Genomic DNA, 13,627 nt, shown 5'->3' with positions numbered 1-13,627 from the left:
CGGGCCTGCCTCCTGGAGCATTGCCCATGCACATCCGCGTTCTCGGCTCCGCCGCCGGCGGTGGTTTTCCGCAGTGGAACTGCAACTGCCGGCAGTGCGCCGGACAGCGCGGCGGCAGCCTGCGGGCGCAGCGTCGAACGCAGTCATCCATCGCCCTGAGCGAGGACGGTGTGAATTGGCTGCTGTGCAATGCTTCCCCGGACATCCGCGCGCAACTCGACAGTTTCGCGCCGCTGCAACCGGCGCGCCGCCTGCGCGACACGGCGATTGCCGGCGTGCTGTTGATGGACAGCCAGATCGACCATTGCACCGGCCTGTTGAGCCTGCGCGAAGGTTGCCCGCATACGGTCTGGTGCACCGCCCGGGTGCATGAAGACCTCAGCAGCGGATTCCCCTTGTTCCCCATGCTCGAACACTGGAACGGCGGTTTGCAGTGGCAACCCGTCGAGCTGGACCGCGAACCGTTCCACATTGCCGCCTGCGAGCACCTGCGCTTGCGCGCGATTCCCCTGGTCAGCAACGCGCCACCTTACTCGCCCAACCGCGGCAATCCGCAGCCGGGCGACACCATCGGCCTGTTTATCGAAGACCAGCGTTCGGGTGCTGCACTGTTCTACGCCCCGGGGCTGGGCCAGATCGATGACGACGTCGCCCATTGGATGGCGCGTGCCGATTGCCTGCTGCTGGACGGCACCGTGTGGCGCGACGACGAAATGCGTGTGTGCGGTGTCGGCCAGAGCCTGGGCAGCGAAATGGGGCACCTGCCGCAAAGCGGACCGGGCGGGATGCTCGAGCGGCTGGAGGATTTTCCCCGGCAGCGCAAGGTGCTGATCCATATCAACAACACCAACCCGATACTCGACGAGGACTCGGCGGAACGGGCGTTGCTGGAGCGACGGGGGATCGAGGTGGCCTATGACGGCATGGACATTGTGTTGTAGCCCCTGGCCCCATCGCGAGCAGGCTCGCTCCCACACGTGGTGGGGGTGCCAGCAACTGATCCCGCACTTCCTGATCAACCAGAGGCCCTGGTGGGAGCGAGCCTGCTCGCGATAGCGCCAGACCAGACACGCAGAATCTTCCGGAGACCCGCAATGAACGAAACCCCCTTGACCCCCGCCGAGTTCGAACAGGCCCTGCGCGCCAAGGGGGCCTATTACCACATCCATCATCCCTTCCATCAGGCGATGTACGCCGGTCGTGCCACGCGCGAACAGATCCAGGGCTGGGTCGCCAATCGTTTCTATTACCAGGTGAACATCCCCCTGAAAGACGCCGCCATCCTCGCCAACTGCCCTGACCGGGAGGTGCGCCGCGAGTGGCTGCAACGGATTCTCGACCACGACGGCGTGCCCGGTAGCGCGGGCGGCATCGAGGCCTGGTTGCGCCTGGGCGAAGCCGTGGGGCTGGACCGTGAGCGGATCCTGTCCCAGGAACTGGTACTGCCGGGGGTGCGGTTTGCCGTGGACGCCTACGTCAACTTCGCCCGGCGCGCTTGCTGGCAGGAGGCGGCCAGCAGCTCGCTGACCGAATTGTTCGCGCCGCAGATCCACCAGTCGCGACTCGACGCCTGGCCGACGCATTACCCGTGGATCGACGTCGGCGGCTACGACTACTTCCGTACGCGACTGAGCCAGGCGCGGCGTGATGTCGAGCATGGCTTGCGCATCACCCTGGCACACTACGTCACCGTCGAGGGCCAGCAACGCATGCTGGAAATCCTGCAATTCAAGCTCGATGTGCTGTGGAGCATGCTCGACGCCATGAGCATGGCCTATGAACTGGAGCGTCCGCCTTATCACACGGTCACCCGGGACAACGTCTGGCACCGGGGGATCGCGCTGTGAGCCTGATCGACCGAGGGCAATCGCCGGCATTGCGCCGGGGTTTTCGCCTGCAATGGGAGCCGCGCCAGGACTGCCACGTGCTGCTGTACCCCGAGGGCATGATCAAACTCAATGCCAGCGCCGGGCAGATTCTCGGCCTGGTGGATGGGCAACGCAGCGTGGCAGACATCATCGATTCACTGTCGGCGAGTTTCCCCGGTGTGCCGGGGATCGACGAGGATGTGCTGGCGTTTCTGGAGGTGGCCCATGCGCAGTTCTGGATCGAGTGATGCACCGCCCGGCCCGCCGTTGTGGCTGTTGGCCGAGCTGACTTATCGCTGCCCGTTGCAATGTCCTTATTGCTCCAACCCGCTGGACTTCGCCCAACAGGGCGCGGAGTTGAGCACCGATGAATGGATTCGCGTGTTCGCCGAGGCGCGGGCCATGGGCGCCGCGCAATTGGGCTTTTCCGGGGGCGAGCCGCTGGTGCGCCAGGACTTGGCCGAGCTGATCAAGGCTGCCCGGGACATGGGTTACTACACCAACCTGATCACCTCGGGGATCGGCCTGACCGAAGGCAAGATCGCCGAATTCAAGGTGGCCGGGCTCGATCACATCCAGATCAGCTTTCAGGCGGCCGACGAAACGGTCAATAACCTGCTTGCCGGCTCACGCAAGGCCTTCGCACAAAAACTGGCGATGGCCAGGGCGGTGAAAGCCCAGGGTTATCCGATGGTGCTGAACTTCGTCACTCACCGGCACAACATCGATCGCATCGACCGGATCATCGACCTTTGCCTGGAACTGGAGGCGGATTTTGTCGAATTGGCCACGTGCCAGTTCTATGGCTGGGCCGAACTCAATCGCGCCGGCCTGCTGCCCACCCGTGAGCAACTGCAGCGTGCCGAACGCATCACCCAGCAATACCGTCAGCGCCTGGAAGCCCAGGGGCACCCGTGCAAGCTGATCTTCGTCACCCCGGATTACTACGAGGAACGCCCGAAAACCTGCATGAATGGCTGGGCCAACCTGTTTCTCGACATCACTCCGGATGGCACCGCGCTGCCGTGTCACAGCGCCCGGCAATTGCCGGTGCAGTTTCCCAACGTGCGTGAGCACAGCATCGAGCACATCTGGAACGATTCCTTCGGCTTTAACCGCTTTCGCGGCGATGACTGGATGAAGGAACCTTGCCGCTCCTGCGATGAAAAACACAAGGACCTCGGTGGCTGTCGCTGCCAGGCGTTCATGCTCACCGGTGATGCCGAAAATGCCGATCCGGTGTGCAGCAAGTCGCCGCACCACGGCGTCATCCTCAAGGCCCGCGAAGAAGCCGACGCGCCGGGGCAGGGCATGGAGCAGCTGGTGCTGCGCAACGAGAAGGCGTCGCGCCTGATCTACCGCGGCTGACTGTGGGAGTACCCGGGTATATCCATCAATTGGTCTGATTGCATTCGCAGCCGGATGGGTTAGTGTGGCTTTACCTTTCAAAACAATAAAAACAGGCTTTCCAATGAGCCAGAGTCTCAGCCAGCTGCGTAAATTCGTTTCGCCTGAAATCATTTTCGGTGCCGGGTGCCGGCACAACGTCGGCAATTACGCCAAGACCTTCGGGGCCCGCAAGGTGCTGATCGTCAGCGACCCCGGGGTGATCGCCGCCGGGTGGGTGGCCGATGTCGAGGCCAGCCTGCAGGCGCTGGGCATCGATTACTGCCTGTACAAGGATGTGTCGCCCAACCCCCGGGTCGAGGAAGTCATGCTCGGCGCCGAGTTGTACCGGGAAAACCATTGCGACGTGATCGTCGCCGTCGGTGGCGGCAGCCCGATGGATTGCGGCAAGGGCATCGGCATCGTCGTCGCCCACGGGCGCAGCATCCTCGAGTTCGAGGGCGTGGACACCATCCGCGTGCCCAGCCCGCCATTGATCCTGATCCCGACCACCGCCGGCACGTCGGCGGATGTGTCGCAGTTCGTGATCATTTCCAACCAGCAGGAACGCATGAAGTTTTCCATCGTCAGCAAGGCGGTGGTGCCGGACGTGTCGCTGATCGACCCGGAAACCACCCTGAGCATGGACCCGTTCCTGTCCGCCTGTACCGGCATCGATGCACTGGTGCACGCCATCGAGGCCTTCGTTTCCACGGGCCACGGACCCTTGACCGACCCCCATGCGCTGGAGGCGATGCGCCTGATCAACGGCAACCTGGTGCAGATGATCGCCAACCCGACGGACATCGCCCTGCGCGAGAAAATCATGCTCGGCAGCATGCAGGCCGGGCTGGCGTTCTCCAACGCGATCCTCGGCGCGGTGCACGCCATGTCCCACAGCCTGGGCGGCTTCCTGGACCTGCCCCATGGCCTGTGCAACGCGGTGCTGGTCGAGCATGTGGTGGCGTTCAACTACAGCTCCGCGCCGGAGCGTTTCAAAGTGATTGCCGAGACCTTCGGCATCGATTGCCGCGGGCTCAATCATCGGCAGATCTGCGCACGCCTGGTGGAACACCTGATTGCCCTCAAGCATGCGATCGGCTTCCATGAAACCCTGGGTCTGCACGGGGTCAGCACGGCGGACATTCCGTTCCTGTCGCAACACGCCATGGACGATCCGTGCATCCTGACCAACCCGCGCGAGTCCAGCCAGCGTGATGTCGAGGTCGTCTATGGCGAAGCCCTCTGACGATCAGCAACGGGCGCTGGCGGGGCTGTTGGGGTTAGGCAGTCACTCAGCGCGCAAGAGTCATTACCCGGAACTGGCCGCGCGCCTGGATGAACTCGAAGCCGAGCGCAATCGCTACAAGTGGCTGTTCGAAAATGCCGTGCATGGCATTTTTCAGGCCAGCCTGCTGCAAGGCATGCGCGCCGCCAACCCGGCGATGGCACGCATGCTCGGCTATCAGAATCCTCAGCAAGTGCTGTTTTCCCTGGCGGACCTGGCGAGCAACCTGTTCGTCGGCGGCGCCGAGGAGCTGGAAAACATCGGCGAAATCCTCCGCCACCAGGGCAGCCTGCACGGCTACGAAACCCAGTTGCGGCGCCAGGACGGCAGCCACCTCGACGCGTTGATGAACCTGTTGCTCAAGCCCGGTCAGGAAGGGCTGGTGGAAGGGTTCGTCGCCGACATCACCGAGCGCAAGCTGGCGCAGCAGCGTCTGCAGCAACTCAATGACGAACTGGAGCAGCGGGTCACCGCGCGCACCGACGAGTTGCTGGAGGCCAATCGCAACCTGCAGCAGCAGATCACCCAGCGCAAGCAGATCGCCGAAGCCCTGCGCGATGCCCGTGATGCCGCCGAAGCCGCCAACCGCAGCAAGGACAAATACCTTGCGGCGGCCAGTCACGACTTGCTGCAACCGCTCAACGCCGCGCGCCTGCTGATTTCCACCTTGCGTGAGCGTCAGTTGCCGGAGGTCGAGCAGGTGCTGGTCGAACGCACCCATCAGGCCCTGGAAGGTGCAGAAGACCTGCTCACCGACCTGCTGGACATTTCCCGCCTCGATCAGGCAGCGGTCAAGCCGGATGTGGCCTTGTACCGCCTCGACGAGTTGCTCGGGCCGTTGGTGTCGGAGTTCCAGTCGGTCGCTGCGGCCGCCGGGTTGGGCTTGCGTGTGCACATGGGCGACTACGCCATTCGTACCGACCTGCGTCTGGTGACCCGGATCCTGCGCAACTTCCTCAGCAACGCCTGCCGCTACACCGATCAGGGCAGCATCCTGCTCGGGGCCAGGCGTCGCGGTGACTTTTTGCGGCTGGAGGTCTGGGACACCGGGCGGGGCATCCCGGCGGATCGCCTTGATTCGATCTTCCTCGAATTCAATCAGCTGGATGTCGGCCGCGCCGCCGACCGCAAGGGCGTCGGCCTGGGGCTGGCGATTGTCGAGCGGATCGCCAAGATCCTCGACTACCGGATCCAGGTGCGGTCGCGGCCGGGGCGCGGCTCGCTGTTCAGCATCGAGGTGCCGATTTCCATGGAGGTGCCATTGCCCATCAGCCTCGCGCCGCCGCAACCGGGCACGGGCAATCCGTTACCGGGCCGGCGTTTGCTGGTGCTGGACAATGAAGTGAGCATTCTGCAAAGCATGAGCGCACTGCTCGGGCAGTGGGGCTGCGAGGTGGTCACCGCCACCGACGAAGCCGCCGCACTGGCGGCGTTGAAAGGGCAAGCGCCGGAACTGATCCTGGCGGACTACCACCTTGACCACGGCGTGGTCGGTTGCGAAGTGGTGCGGCGTCTGCGTGAACATTTCCGCCGCACGATTCCGGCGGTGATCATCACCGCGGACCGCACCGATCAATGCCGGCGCTCGCTGCAAAGGCTCGATGCGCCGCTGCTGAACAAACCGGTGAAACCCGGCAAGCTGCGGGCGGTGCTGAGCCAGATGCTGGGTTAGGCCAGCTCGCGATAGTGCAGGCTGAAACCCAGTTGTGTGCTTTGGTCCTGCTCCAGCAACACCAGACCCGGGCGGCCTGGCAGATGGTGGGCATTGACCGGATGGCTGACCGGCTCGATGCAGAAAAAATCCAGGCCCACCGGGCAGTAGAGCAGGAAGTATTCGCTGCCGTGGGCCTGGCATTGCAGCTCATAGCCCAGGTCCGCCTGCTGGATCAGGCAATGCCCATCCCAGCCGCAGAAACCGTTGTCGACCAAGGTGTCGGGCAGGCCTTTGAGTGAGTGGAAATCCCAATCGGCGGGCAGCGGACTGAGTCGGGTCGGCATTTTGGACGCATCGCACAACCAGACTTGCCCGGCCTTGGCCTGCAACCGGGTGCTGCGGGTGCGCGGCAGATAGGGGTGCAACCCCAAGCCATGCCAGGCAGCGCGTTCGGCCAGATGGGTGACGTGCAGGTCGATGCTCAGTTTGCCGCCGCTCAAGTGAAACCGTTGCCGGGCGCAGTAGGCGAACGGGGTGCTGCTGTCGAGTTGCAGGAGCACTTCATCGGTTGTCCGCGAAACCACCTGCCACGGTTGCTGCCAGGCGCTGCCATGGATGGGATAAGGATCGGTCAGCGTGTTGGGTTCCAGGGCCAGCCAGCCATCCGGGCGGTCGAAACCGTCGTCGGAAATGCGGTTTGACCAGGGCACCAGGGGAAATCCGCCAAGTTTGTTGGCAAGCCCGGTGCTCAGTGCCTCGGCGTCGCTGTGACGCAACAGCGGCTGTCCACTGCGCAGCACCGTCCAGTTGACGATGGCGCCACCGGTGTCGGGGCAGAGGGTGAGGCGGGTGAATTCGTCTTCGAGTTCAAGCAGTGTGGACGTCATATTGACCAGCGATATGAAGGAGGACGTGGGATGGCTGCAGGAGCCGGCGAACCGGACCCCTGCAAGTCAACGAAGCCCGGTTACAACACCAGGTGCGGCAACCACAGCGACAGTGCCGGAATGTAGGTCACGGCCATCAGTACCAGGAACAGCACGGCATAGAACGGCAGCAGCGCCTTCACAGTCGTTTCGATACTGACCTTGCCCACGGCGGACCCCACGAAGAGCACCGCGCCCACCGGCGGTGTGATCAAGCCAATCCCCAGGTTCACCAGCATGATCATGCCGAAGTGGACCGGGTCGACACCGATGCCCAGAATCACCGGCAGCAGGATCGGCGTGAGAATCAGGATCAGCGGGGCCATGTCCATCACGGCGCCGAGCAGCAGCAACATGACGTTGATGCACATCAGGATCACGTAGCGGTTGTCCGACAGCGTCAGGAACAGCGTGGTGATTTTCGCCGGGATCTGCATCAGCGTCATGATGTAGCCGAAGCTCGCGGCGAAGCCGATCAGGATCATCACGATCGAGATGGTCCGCACGGTGCGGTGCATCAGTTTCGGCAACTCGCTCCACTTGTAGTCGCGGTAGATGAACATGGTGACGAAGAACGCCCAGAGCACCGCGATGGCGGCCGACTCGGTGGCGGTGAAGACCCCCGAGAGAATCCCGCCGAGAATGATGACCATCGCCATCAGGCCCCACATCGCTTCGCCGCAGATTTTCAGTGCCTGCCTGAGGGGAATGACTTCGCCCTTGGGGTAATCACGCTTCTTGGCGAAGATCAGGCACAGCACCATCAGGCACGCGCTCATCAACAGACCCGGGACGATGCCCGCCATGAACAGCGAGGCAATCGACACCGTACCGCCGGCCGCCAGCGAGTAGATCACCGAGTTGTGGCTGGGCGGGGTGAGCAACGCCTGCACCGAACCGCTGACGGTAACGGCGGTGGCGAACTCCCTTGGATAGCCTTTGCGTTCCATTTCCGGGATCAGCACCGAACCCACCGAGGCGGTGTCCGCGACCGAGGAGCCGGAAATCGCGCCGAAGAAGGTCGAGGCCATGATGTTGACCAGCGACAAGCCACCGCGCACGAAACCCACCAGCACGCCAGCGAACGCCACCAGGCGCCGGGACATGCCGCCCTCGGCCATGATTGCGCCGGCCAGTACGAAAAACGGAATCGCCAACAGGGAGAACTTGTTGACGCCGCCGGCAACCTGAATCATCAGCGCCTGGAACGGAATATCGATCCACCAGGCGCCAATCAGCGCAGACAGGCCCAGGGCATACGCCACCGGCATGCCGATCAGGATCAACACGAGAAAACTGCCAATCAGAATCAGAGCGTCCATTTATGCGCCACCTTCGCTTTCTTCAACCAGGTCGAAACGCACGACCCGCCGGTTGCTCTGGTCACCGAACAACAGTTTTTCCAAAACAAAAATCAGTGTCAGCAGACCGCCCACGGGAATGGGCATGTAGGTGATGCCAACGCGCAGGGCCGGCAGGGACGCCATGAACTGGTTCCAGGTGGACAGGCACAGCTTGGTGCCCCAGATGGTCATGAACAGGCACACCGTGGCCATCAGCAGTTGCGAGAAAACGCCCACGGCCTGGCGCACGGACGGGTTCATGCGGTCGGTGAGCATGGCCACCGCCATGTGTGCGCCGGCGCGGTAGCTGGCGGCGGCACCGATGAAGGTAAACACCATCATCAGCAGGATGGCGGTGGGCTCAGGCCAGCTGGAGCCTGAACCCAGAACATAACGGGCGAACACGCCCCAGGGAATGATCAGTGCAATGGCGAGCACTGACAGGCCGGCGACCCAGATGCAGGACATGTAAATCCGGTCGTTGATGCGCAGCAGTTGATTCTTCATCGGGTTCCACCGTAACCGGGCGCGCACCGACGTACAGCAACGTCAGTGGCGCCGGGCCTTTCTTGAATGCAGGGAGGATTACTGGACCGCTTCGATGCGCTTGATCAGGTCAGCGTAAGGCGCGCCGTACTTCTCGCGGATCGAGGCGGTGGCCTCGTAGAAAGGCTTTTTGTCGACGGTGATGAACTCGACACCCGCCGCCTTGAGCTTCTCTTCGCTGCTGGCGGACTTGGCGTCCCACAGGGTGCGCTCCTGAGCCTGGGCAGCCTTGGCCGCTTTCTTCACCAGGGCCTGTTGGTCGGGGCTGAGTTTGTCCCAGGTGATTTTCGACATCACGATCGGCTCGGGCAGGATCAGGTGACCGGTCAGGCTGTAGAACTTGGCGTTCTGGTAATGGTTGTGCTCGAGCAGGGTCGGCGGGTTGTTTTCCGCGCCATCGATCACGCCCGTCTGCAGGGCGCTGAAGATTTCGCCGGTGTCCATGGCGATACCATTTCCGCCCATGGCGTTGATGGTTTCAATGAACATCGGGTTGCCCTGGACACGGATTTTCATGCCCTTGAGGTCTTCCAGTTTGCGTACCGGCTTTTTTGTGTAGATGTTGCGCGTGCCGCCGTCCATCCAGGCCAGGGCGACCAGGCCGAACTCGGAATCGGTGATCTTGTCGAGGATGGCGTCGCCCACTTCACCGTCGATGACCTTGCGCATGTGCGCCTGGTCGCGGAACACGAACGGCATGTTGAACACGTTCACGTCCGGCACAACCGGCCCGACGATGCCCAGGCTGACGCGCGCCATCTGGATGGCACCGACCTGGGCCTGTTCGATCACTTCCTTCTCCGACCCCAGCACGCCGCCGGCGAACATCTTGAAGGTCAGTTTGCCGTCGCTTTCGGCCACCAGGGTTTTACCCAGTTGTTCTTCGGCGGTGACGGTCGGGTAGCCGGCGGGGTGGATGTCGGCGAATTTGATTTCCAGCGCCTGGACGGCACTGCTGAGGGTGAACACGAGGGGGAGTGCAGCAGCGAGCAGAGTGCGTTTGAAATCCATGGGGTGAGTCTCCAGTGTTGTTATTTTTTTTGTATTCAAGGCGCAGCGGTGCAGCAGAGTTGCCTGTAGCTAGGGGGTGAAGAGGGGTTCGGCCAGCCCTTTGACGCCCGGGTCGAGGGCGAATACGCCACCGGCCAGCGATTGCGGGTCCTGGTCGTCGCCGGGGCGGATCGAGGTCACGAACAGCGTGTCCAGTCGACTGCCACCGAAGGCGCACATGCTCGGTTTTTTCACCGGAACGGTGAGGGAGCGGTCAAGGCGACCGTCAGGGGTAAAACGGTGAATCAACCCGGCATCGTTGGCGCAGATCCAGTAGCAGCCTTCGGCATCGACAGCCGCGCCATCGGGGCGGCCGGGTAACGCTTTCATGTCGACGAACAGCCGGCGGTTGGACGGCGTGCCGCTGTCGGTGTCGTAATCGAACGCCCAGATCTGCTGGACCTGCGGATGAGAATCGGACAGGTACAGGGTCCGGCCATCCGGGCTGAATCCCAGGCCGTTGGGCACGATAAAACCCTCCAGTTGCGCGGTGAGTGGCCCGCGTTGTCCGGCGCTGTAGCGATACAGTTCGCCTTCGACCGCATTGGCGCTCATGTCGAGCACCATGCTGCCGGCCCAGAAACGCCCCTGGCGATCACAGCGACCATCGTTGAGGCGCATGTCCGTGCGGGCATGATCGATGTGGGCCAGCAACTGGCTGTCGATGCTGCCGTCGGCGTGGGGGTGCAGGCTGAAAAAGCCGCTTTCCATGCCGGCCACCCAATGGCCGTCACGGTGGCGGGCGATGCAGGCGAGCATTTCCGGGGTGGTCCAACGCTCGACCCGACCGCTGTCGGCGTTCCAGCGCTGCAGCGCCCCGACCGGAATATCCACCCAGTAGAGGGCGTTTTCCTCGGGCACCCAGACCGGGCTTTCACCGACCGCGTTGCGGGCATCGACAATCAATTCGGCTTGCATGGCGCCTTGTTCCCCTGGTTTTTGTTATGGGATCTGCTCAAACCTCAGTCGCCGAACGGACCGGCTGCAACGAAGGCGCCACCCTGATACACCATCGCCGGGTCGTCGGCGGCCGGCATCGGTTGCGCTTCGATCTTGTCGCGGAACACTTCGGACGTGTCTTTCGGTACATAACCCAGGGCGGTGGCGTAGCGGTTATCCCACCAGACGTTCTTGTTGTCGGAAGCGCCGTAGACCACGGTGTGGCCGACGTTCGGCGCGTACAGCGCGCGCTCGATCAGGTGGGTCAGGTCACCGAAGCTCAGCCAGGTGCTCATCATCCGGCGGTTCTGCGGTTCCGGGAACGAAGAGCCGATGCGGATGCTCACGGTTTCGATACCATAGCGATCGAAGTAGAAGGTGGCCACGTCTTCGCCATAGGATTTCGACAGGCCGTAGTAGCTGTCCGGACGGCGAGGGGAGTGGGCGTCGATCACTTCATCCTGTTTGTAGAAACCGATGACGTGGTTGGAGCTGGCGAAAATCACTCGCTTCACGCCGTGACGGCGCGCCGCTTCATAAATGTGGAAGACGCCGCAGATGTTGGCGCCGAGGATGTCTTCGAACGAGTGCTCGGTCGAGACGCCGCCGAAGTGCAGGATCGCGTCCACGCCTTCGACCAGATGATGCACGGCTTGCTTGTCCGCGAGGTCGCAGATCACGACTTCTTCGCGTTCATCGATGGCCGGGGCGATGTTGGCGATGTCCGACAGGCGAATCACCTTGGCGAAGGGCCGCAGGCTTTCGCGCAGCACTTTGCCCAGGCCACCGGCAGCACCGGTCAGCAGGAGACGATTGAAAGGGGCATTGGGCGTGGTGGTCATGGTGGTTCCTGTACGCAAAAGCATTATTGAATTTGTTGTAGGTTGTCGTACGACGCTGCGGAAGTATCGTAAGGGTTTTTGGCTCTTGTCAACGCGACTTTGGTGAAAATTGGACGACTGGAATCTGTGGGAGCGAGCCTGTTCGCGATGATCGTCAACCATGACGCAGGCAGGCTGATGTACGCGCTCCTGAACCCATCGCGAGCAGGCTCGCTCCCACGGTGATACGAGTTGGGTCAGTACGGTGTTTACAACAACGAAATCGGATAGCTGATGAAAATCCGGTTCTCATCGAATTCGTTGGTGTTGAAGCTCTTGCGAATACTCGCGTTGCGCCATTTGACGTTGAGGTTTTTCAGCGGACCGCTCTGCACGGTGTAGGCCAGTTCCGATTCGCGGCCCCATTCCTTGCCATCGGTAATCGTCCCGGTGTGCACGTTATCGCCGCTGATGTAGCGGTTCATCAATGTCAGGCCAGGAACGCCCAGGGCGACGAAGTTGTAGTCATGGCGCACCTGCCAGGATTTTTCCTTGGCATTGTCGTAACTGGAGTTGTAACTGTCGTTGGCCAGGGTGCCGCCACTGGTGCCGTTGACGCGCATCCAGACGTCGTCGCCGCTGAGTTTCTGCAGGCCGACGTAGAAGGTGTTGCCACCGTACTTGGCCGACAGCAGGGCGAACGCGGTCTTGTTGTCCAGGTCGCCGGCCAGGGCACTGCCGTCTTCCTTGCCGATGAAGTAACCGAGGTTGGCGCCCAGGGTCCAGTCGCCGATCGGCTGGCTGTGGCTCAGGTTGAAATATTGCTGCTGGTAGATGTCCTTCAGTTCGGCGTACCAGACGCCAACCTGGGTGCGTTTGTCATTGAACGCATACTCGCCGCCACCGAAGTTGAAACGGTCGGAGCTGAACGACGCCGATTTGCCGTTCATGAACATGTCTTCCATGCTCGCATCGTTACGTGGGCTGTTCTGCCGGAATTGCCCCCCGTACAGCGTCAGGCCGCTGATCTCGGTGGACGTCACCTGGCCGCCACGGAAGGTCTGCGGCAGCGAACGGCCGTCGTCGGAGCGCAGGATCGGCAGCACGGGCATCCACTCGCCGACTTTCAGTTCGGTTTTCGACACCTTGCCTTTGAGCGCCACGCCCAGGCGCCCGAAGTTGTCTGCCGGGCGGCCGTCGTCGTGGATCGGCAGCAGTTGGGTTCCCCCGGTACCTTTGCCGCCGTCGAGCTTCTGCGAAAACTGGCCGAGCACATCCACGCCGAAACCGACCGGGCCCGGGGTGAAGCCGGACCTGGCGTCGAGGATGAAGTTTTGCGTCCATTCCTCAGCCTTGCCCTGAGGGTACGCCGGGTTGGTGTAATTGCGGTTGAAGTAGGCATTGCGCAGATTCAGGGTCGCCTTGGCATCATCGACGAAACCTTCGGCGCTGCTGGTCATGGGCATGGCGAGTACAGCCAGGCCGCTGCAACCGATCAGGCTCAGGGTTTGACGGCGGACGAAGGTCGGGCGAGGGGTACAGACCGAGGAATTGCGGGCGAGATTGCTCACAGTGAAGCTCCCTTGTTTTTTGTTGTTTTTATTTTTTGTCATACGTCGTCGTACAACAGTGGGGCGATTATTTGCGAGGGTTTCAAAGGTTGTCAATCAGAAGTTATACGATGACCTCATTGAGCATCACGGTGGGGGGCGAGCCCCCTGGCGAATGAGTTCATCCAGGTGCACCTGCCCCCGTAAAAGCGCTGCACTATCGCAAACGGCTGCGGTCGTAACTTCACGAAGTGCC

Annotated in this window: 13 protein-coding genes; 6 read left to right on the top strand and 7 right to left on the bottom strand. The window is 62.3% G+C overall.

The genetic code is table 11. From position 1 onward, the window contains the following. Nucleotides 1-26: 26 nt before the first annotated feature. The 6 genes from pqqB to IB249_RS07375 all read left to right on the top strand — a co-directional run bounded on the left by pqqB (nt 27) and on the right by IB249_RS07375 (nt 6,214). Nucleotides 27-941: a pyrroloquinoline quinone biosynthesis protein PqqB gene (gene pqqB, locus IB249_RS07400; protein ID WP_192303131.1), complete on the top strand. Its 915-nt coding sequence runs from the start codon at nt 27-29 to the stop codon at nt 939-941. A gap of 153 nt (nt 942-1,094) precedes the next feature. Then, a complete protein-coding gene (gene pqqC, locus IB249_RS07395; protein ID WP_192303128.1) occupies nt 1,095-1,847 on the top strand; it encodes a pyrroloquinoline-quinone synthase PqqC in 753 nt (250 codons plus the stop codon). Then, on the top strand, nt 1,844-2,116 hold the full coding sequence (gene pqqD, locus IB249_RS07390; RefSeq protein ID WP_192303126.1) for a pyrroloquinoline quinone biosynthesis peptide chaperone PqqD: 273 nt from the start codon (nt 1,844-1,846) through the stop codon (nt 2,114-2,116). Before pqqC ends, pqqD begins: the two co-directional genes overlap by 4 nt. Further along, the gene (pqqE, locus tag IB249_RS07385; protein WP_192303124.1) at nt 2,094-3,236 is read left to right on the top strand and encodes a pyrroloquinoline quinone biosynthesis protein PqqE; all 1,143 of its coding nucleotides are present in this window, start codon (nt 2,094-2,096) and stop codon (nt 3,234-3,236) included. Before pqqD ends, pqqE begins: the two co-directional genes overlap by 23 nt. A 103-nt stretch (nt 3,237-3,339) precedes the next feature. Continuing rightward, a complete protein-coding gene (gene ercA, locus IB249_RS07380; protein WP_192303122.1) occupies nt 3,340-4,503 on the top strand; it encodes an alcohol dehydrogenase-like regulatory protein ErcA in 1,164 nt (387 codons plus the stop codon). Beyond that, a complete protein-coding gene (locus tag IB249_RS07375) occupies nt 4,487-6,214 on the top strand; it encodes a NahK/ErcS family hybrid sensor histidine kinase/response regulator (protein ID WP_192303120.1) in 1,728 nt (575 codons plus the stop codon). Before ercA ends, IB249_RS07375 begins: the two co-directional genes overlap by 17 nt. Here IB249_RS07375 and IB249_RS07370 read toward each other — a convergent pair. The 7 genes from IB249_RS07370 to IB249_RS07340 all read right to left on the bottom strand — a co-directional run bounded on the left by IB249_RS07370 (nt 6,211) and on the right by IB249_RS07340 (nt 13,392). Next, entirely contained in the window at nt 6,211-7,083 is an 873-nt protein-coding gene (locus IB249_RS07370) for an aldose 1-epimerase (protein ID WP_192303118.1), read from the bottom strand. The two genes, IB249_RS07375 and IB249_RS07370, sit on opposite strands and share 4 nt — an antisense overlap. Nucleotides 7,084-7,163: 80 nt before the next feature. Then, nucleotides 7,164-8,444 (bottom strand): TRAP transporter large permease, encoded by a 1,281-nt coding sequence (locus IB249_RS07365; RefSeq protein WP_192303116.1) that lies wholly within the window; start codon nt 8,442-8,444, stop codon nt 7,164-7,166. Continuing rightward, a complete protein-coding gene (locus IB249_RS07360; protein ID WP_192303114.1) occupies nt 8,445-8,972 on the bottom strand; it encodes a TRAP transporter small permease in 528 nt (175 codons plus the stop codon). It abuts the gene before it with no gap. 78 nt (nt 8,973-9,050) lie between these two features. Continuing rightward, complete coding sequence (locus IB249_RS07355) at nt 9,051-10,022, bottom strand: TRAP transporter substrate-binding protein (RefSeq protein ID WP_192303112.1); 972 nt, start codon at nt 10,020-10,022, stop codon at nt 9,051-9,053. Between the two features lie 69 nt (nt 10,023-10,091). Beyond that, the gene (locus tag IB249_RS07350) at nt 10,092-10,979 is read right to left on the bottom strand and encodes an SMP-30/gluconolactonase/LRE family protein (protein ID WP_192303110.1); all 888 of its coding nucleotides are present in this window, start codon (nt 10,977-10,979) and stop codon (nt 10,092-10,094) included. 44 nt (nt 10,980-11,023) lie between these two features. Beyond that, the gene (locus IB249_RS07345; RefSeq protein WP_192303108.1) at nt 11,024-11,842 is read right to left on the bottom strand and encodes an NAD-dependent epimerase/dehydratase family protein; all 819 of its coding nucleotides are present in this window, start codon (nt 11,840-11,842) and stop codon (nt 11,024-11,026) included. Between the two features lie 248 nt (nt 11,843-12,090). Then, a complete protein-coding gene (locus IB249_RS07340; protein ID WP_192303106.1) occupies nt 12,091-13,392 on the bottom strand; it encodes an OprD family porin in 1,302 nt (433 codons plus the stop codon). Between the last annotated feature and the right edge of the window lie 235 nt (nt 13,393-13,627).

The organism is Pseudomonas sp. PDM04, from assembly GCF_014851765.1.
GTDB lineage: Bacteria > Pseudomonadota > Gammaproteobacteria > Pseudomonadales > Pseudomonadaceae > Aquipseudomonas.
Note: the sequence above shows the minus strand (reverse complement) of the source record. Positions and strands in the feature narration are given on the sequence as shown.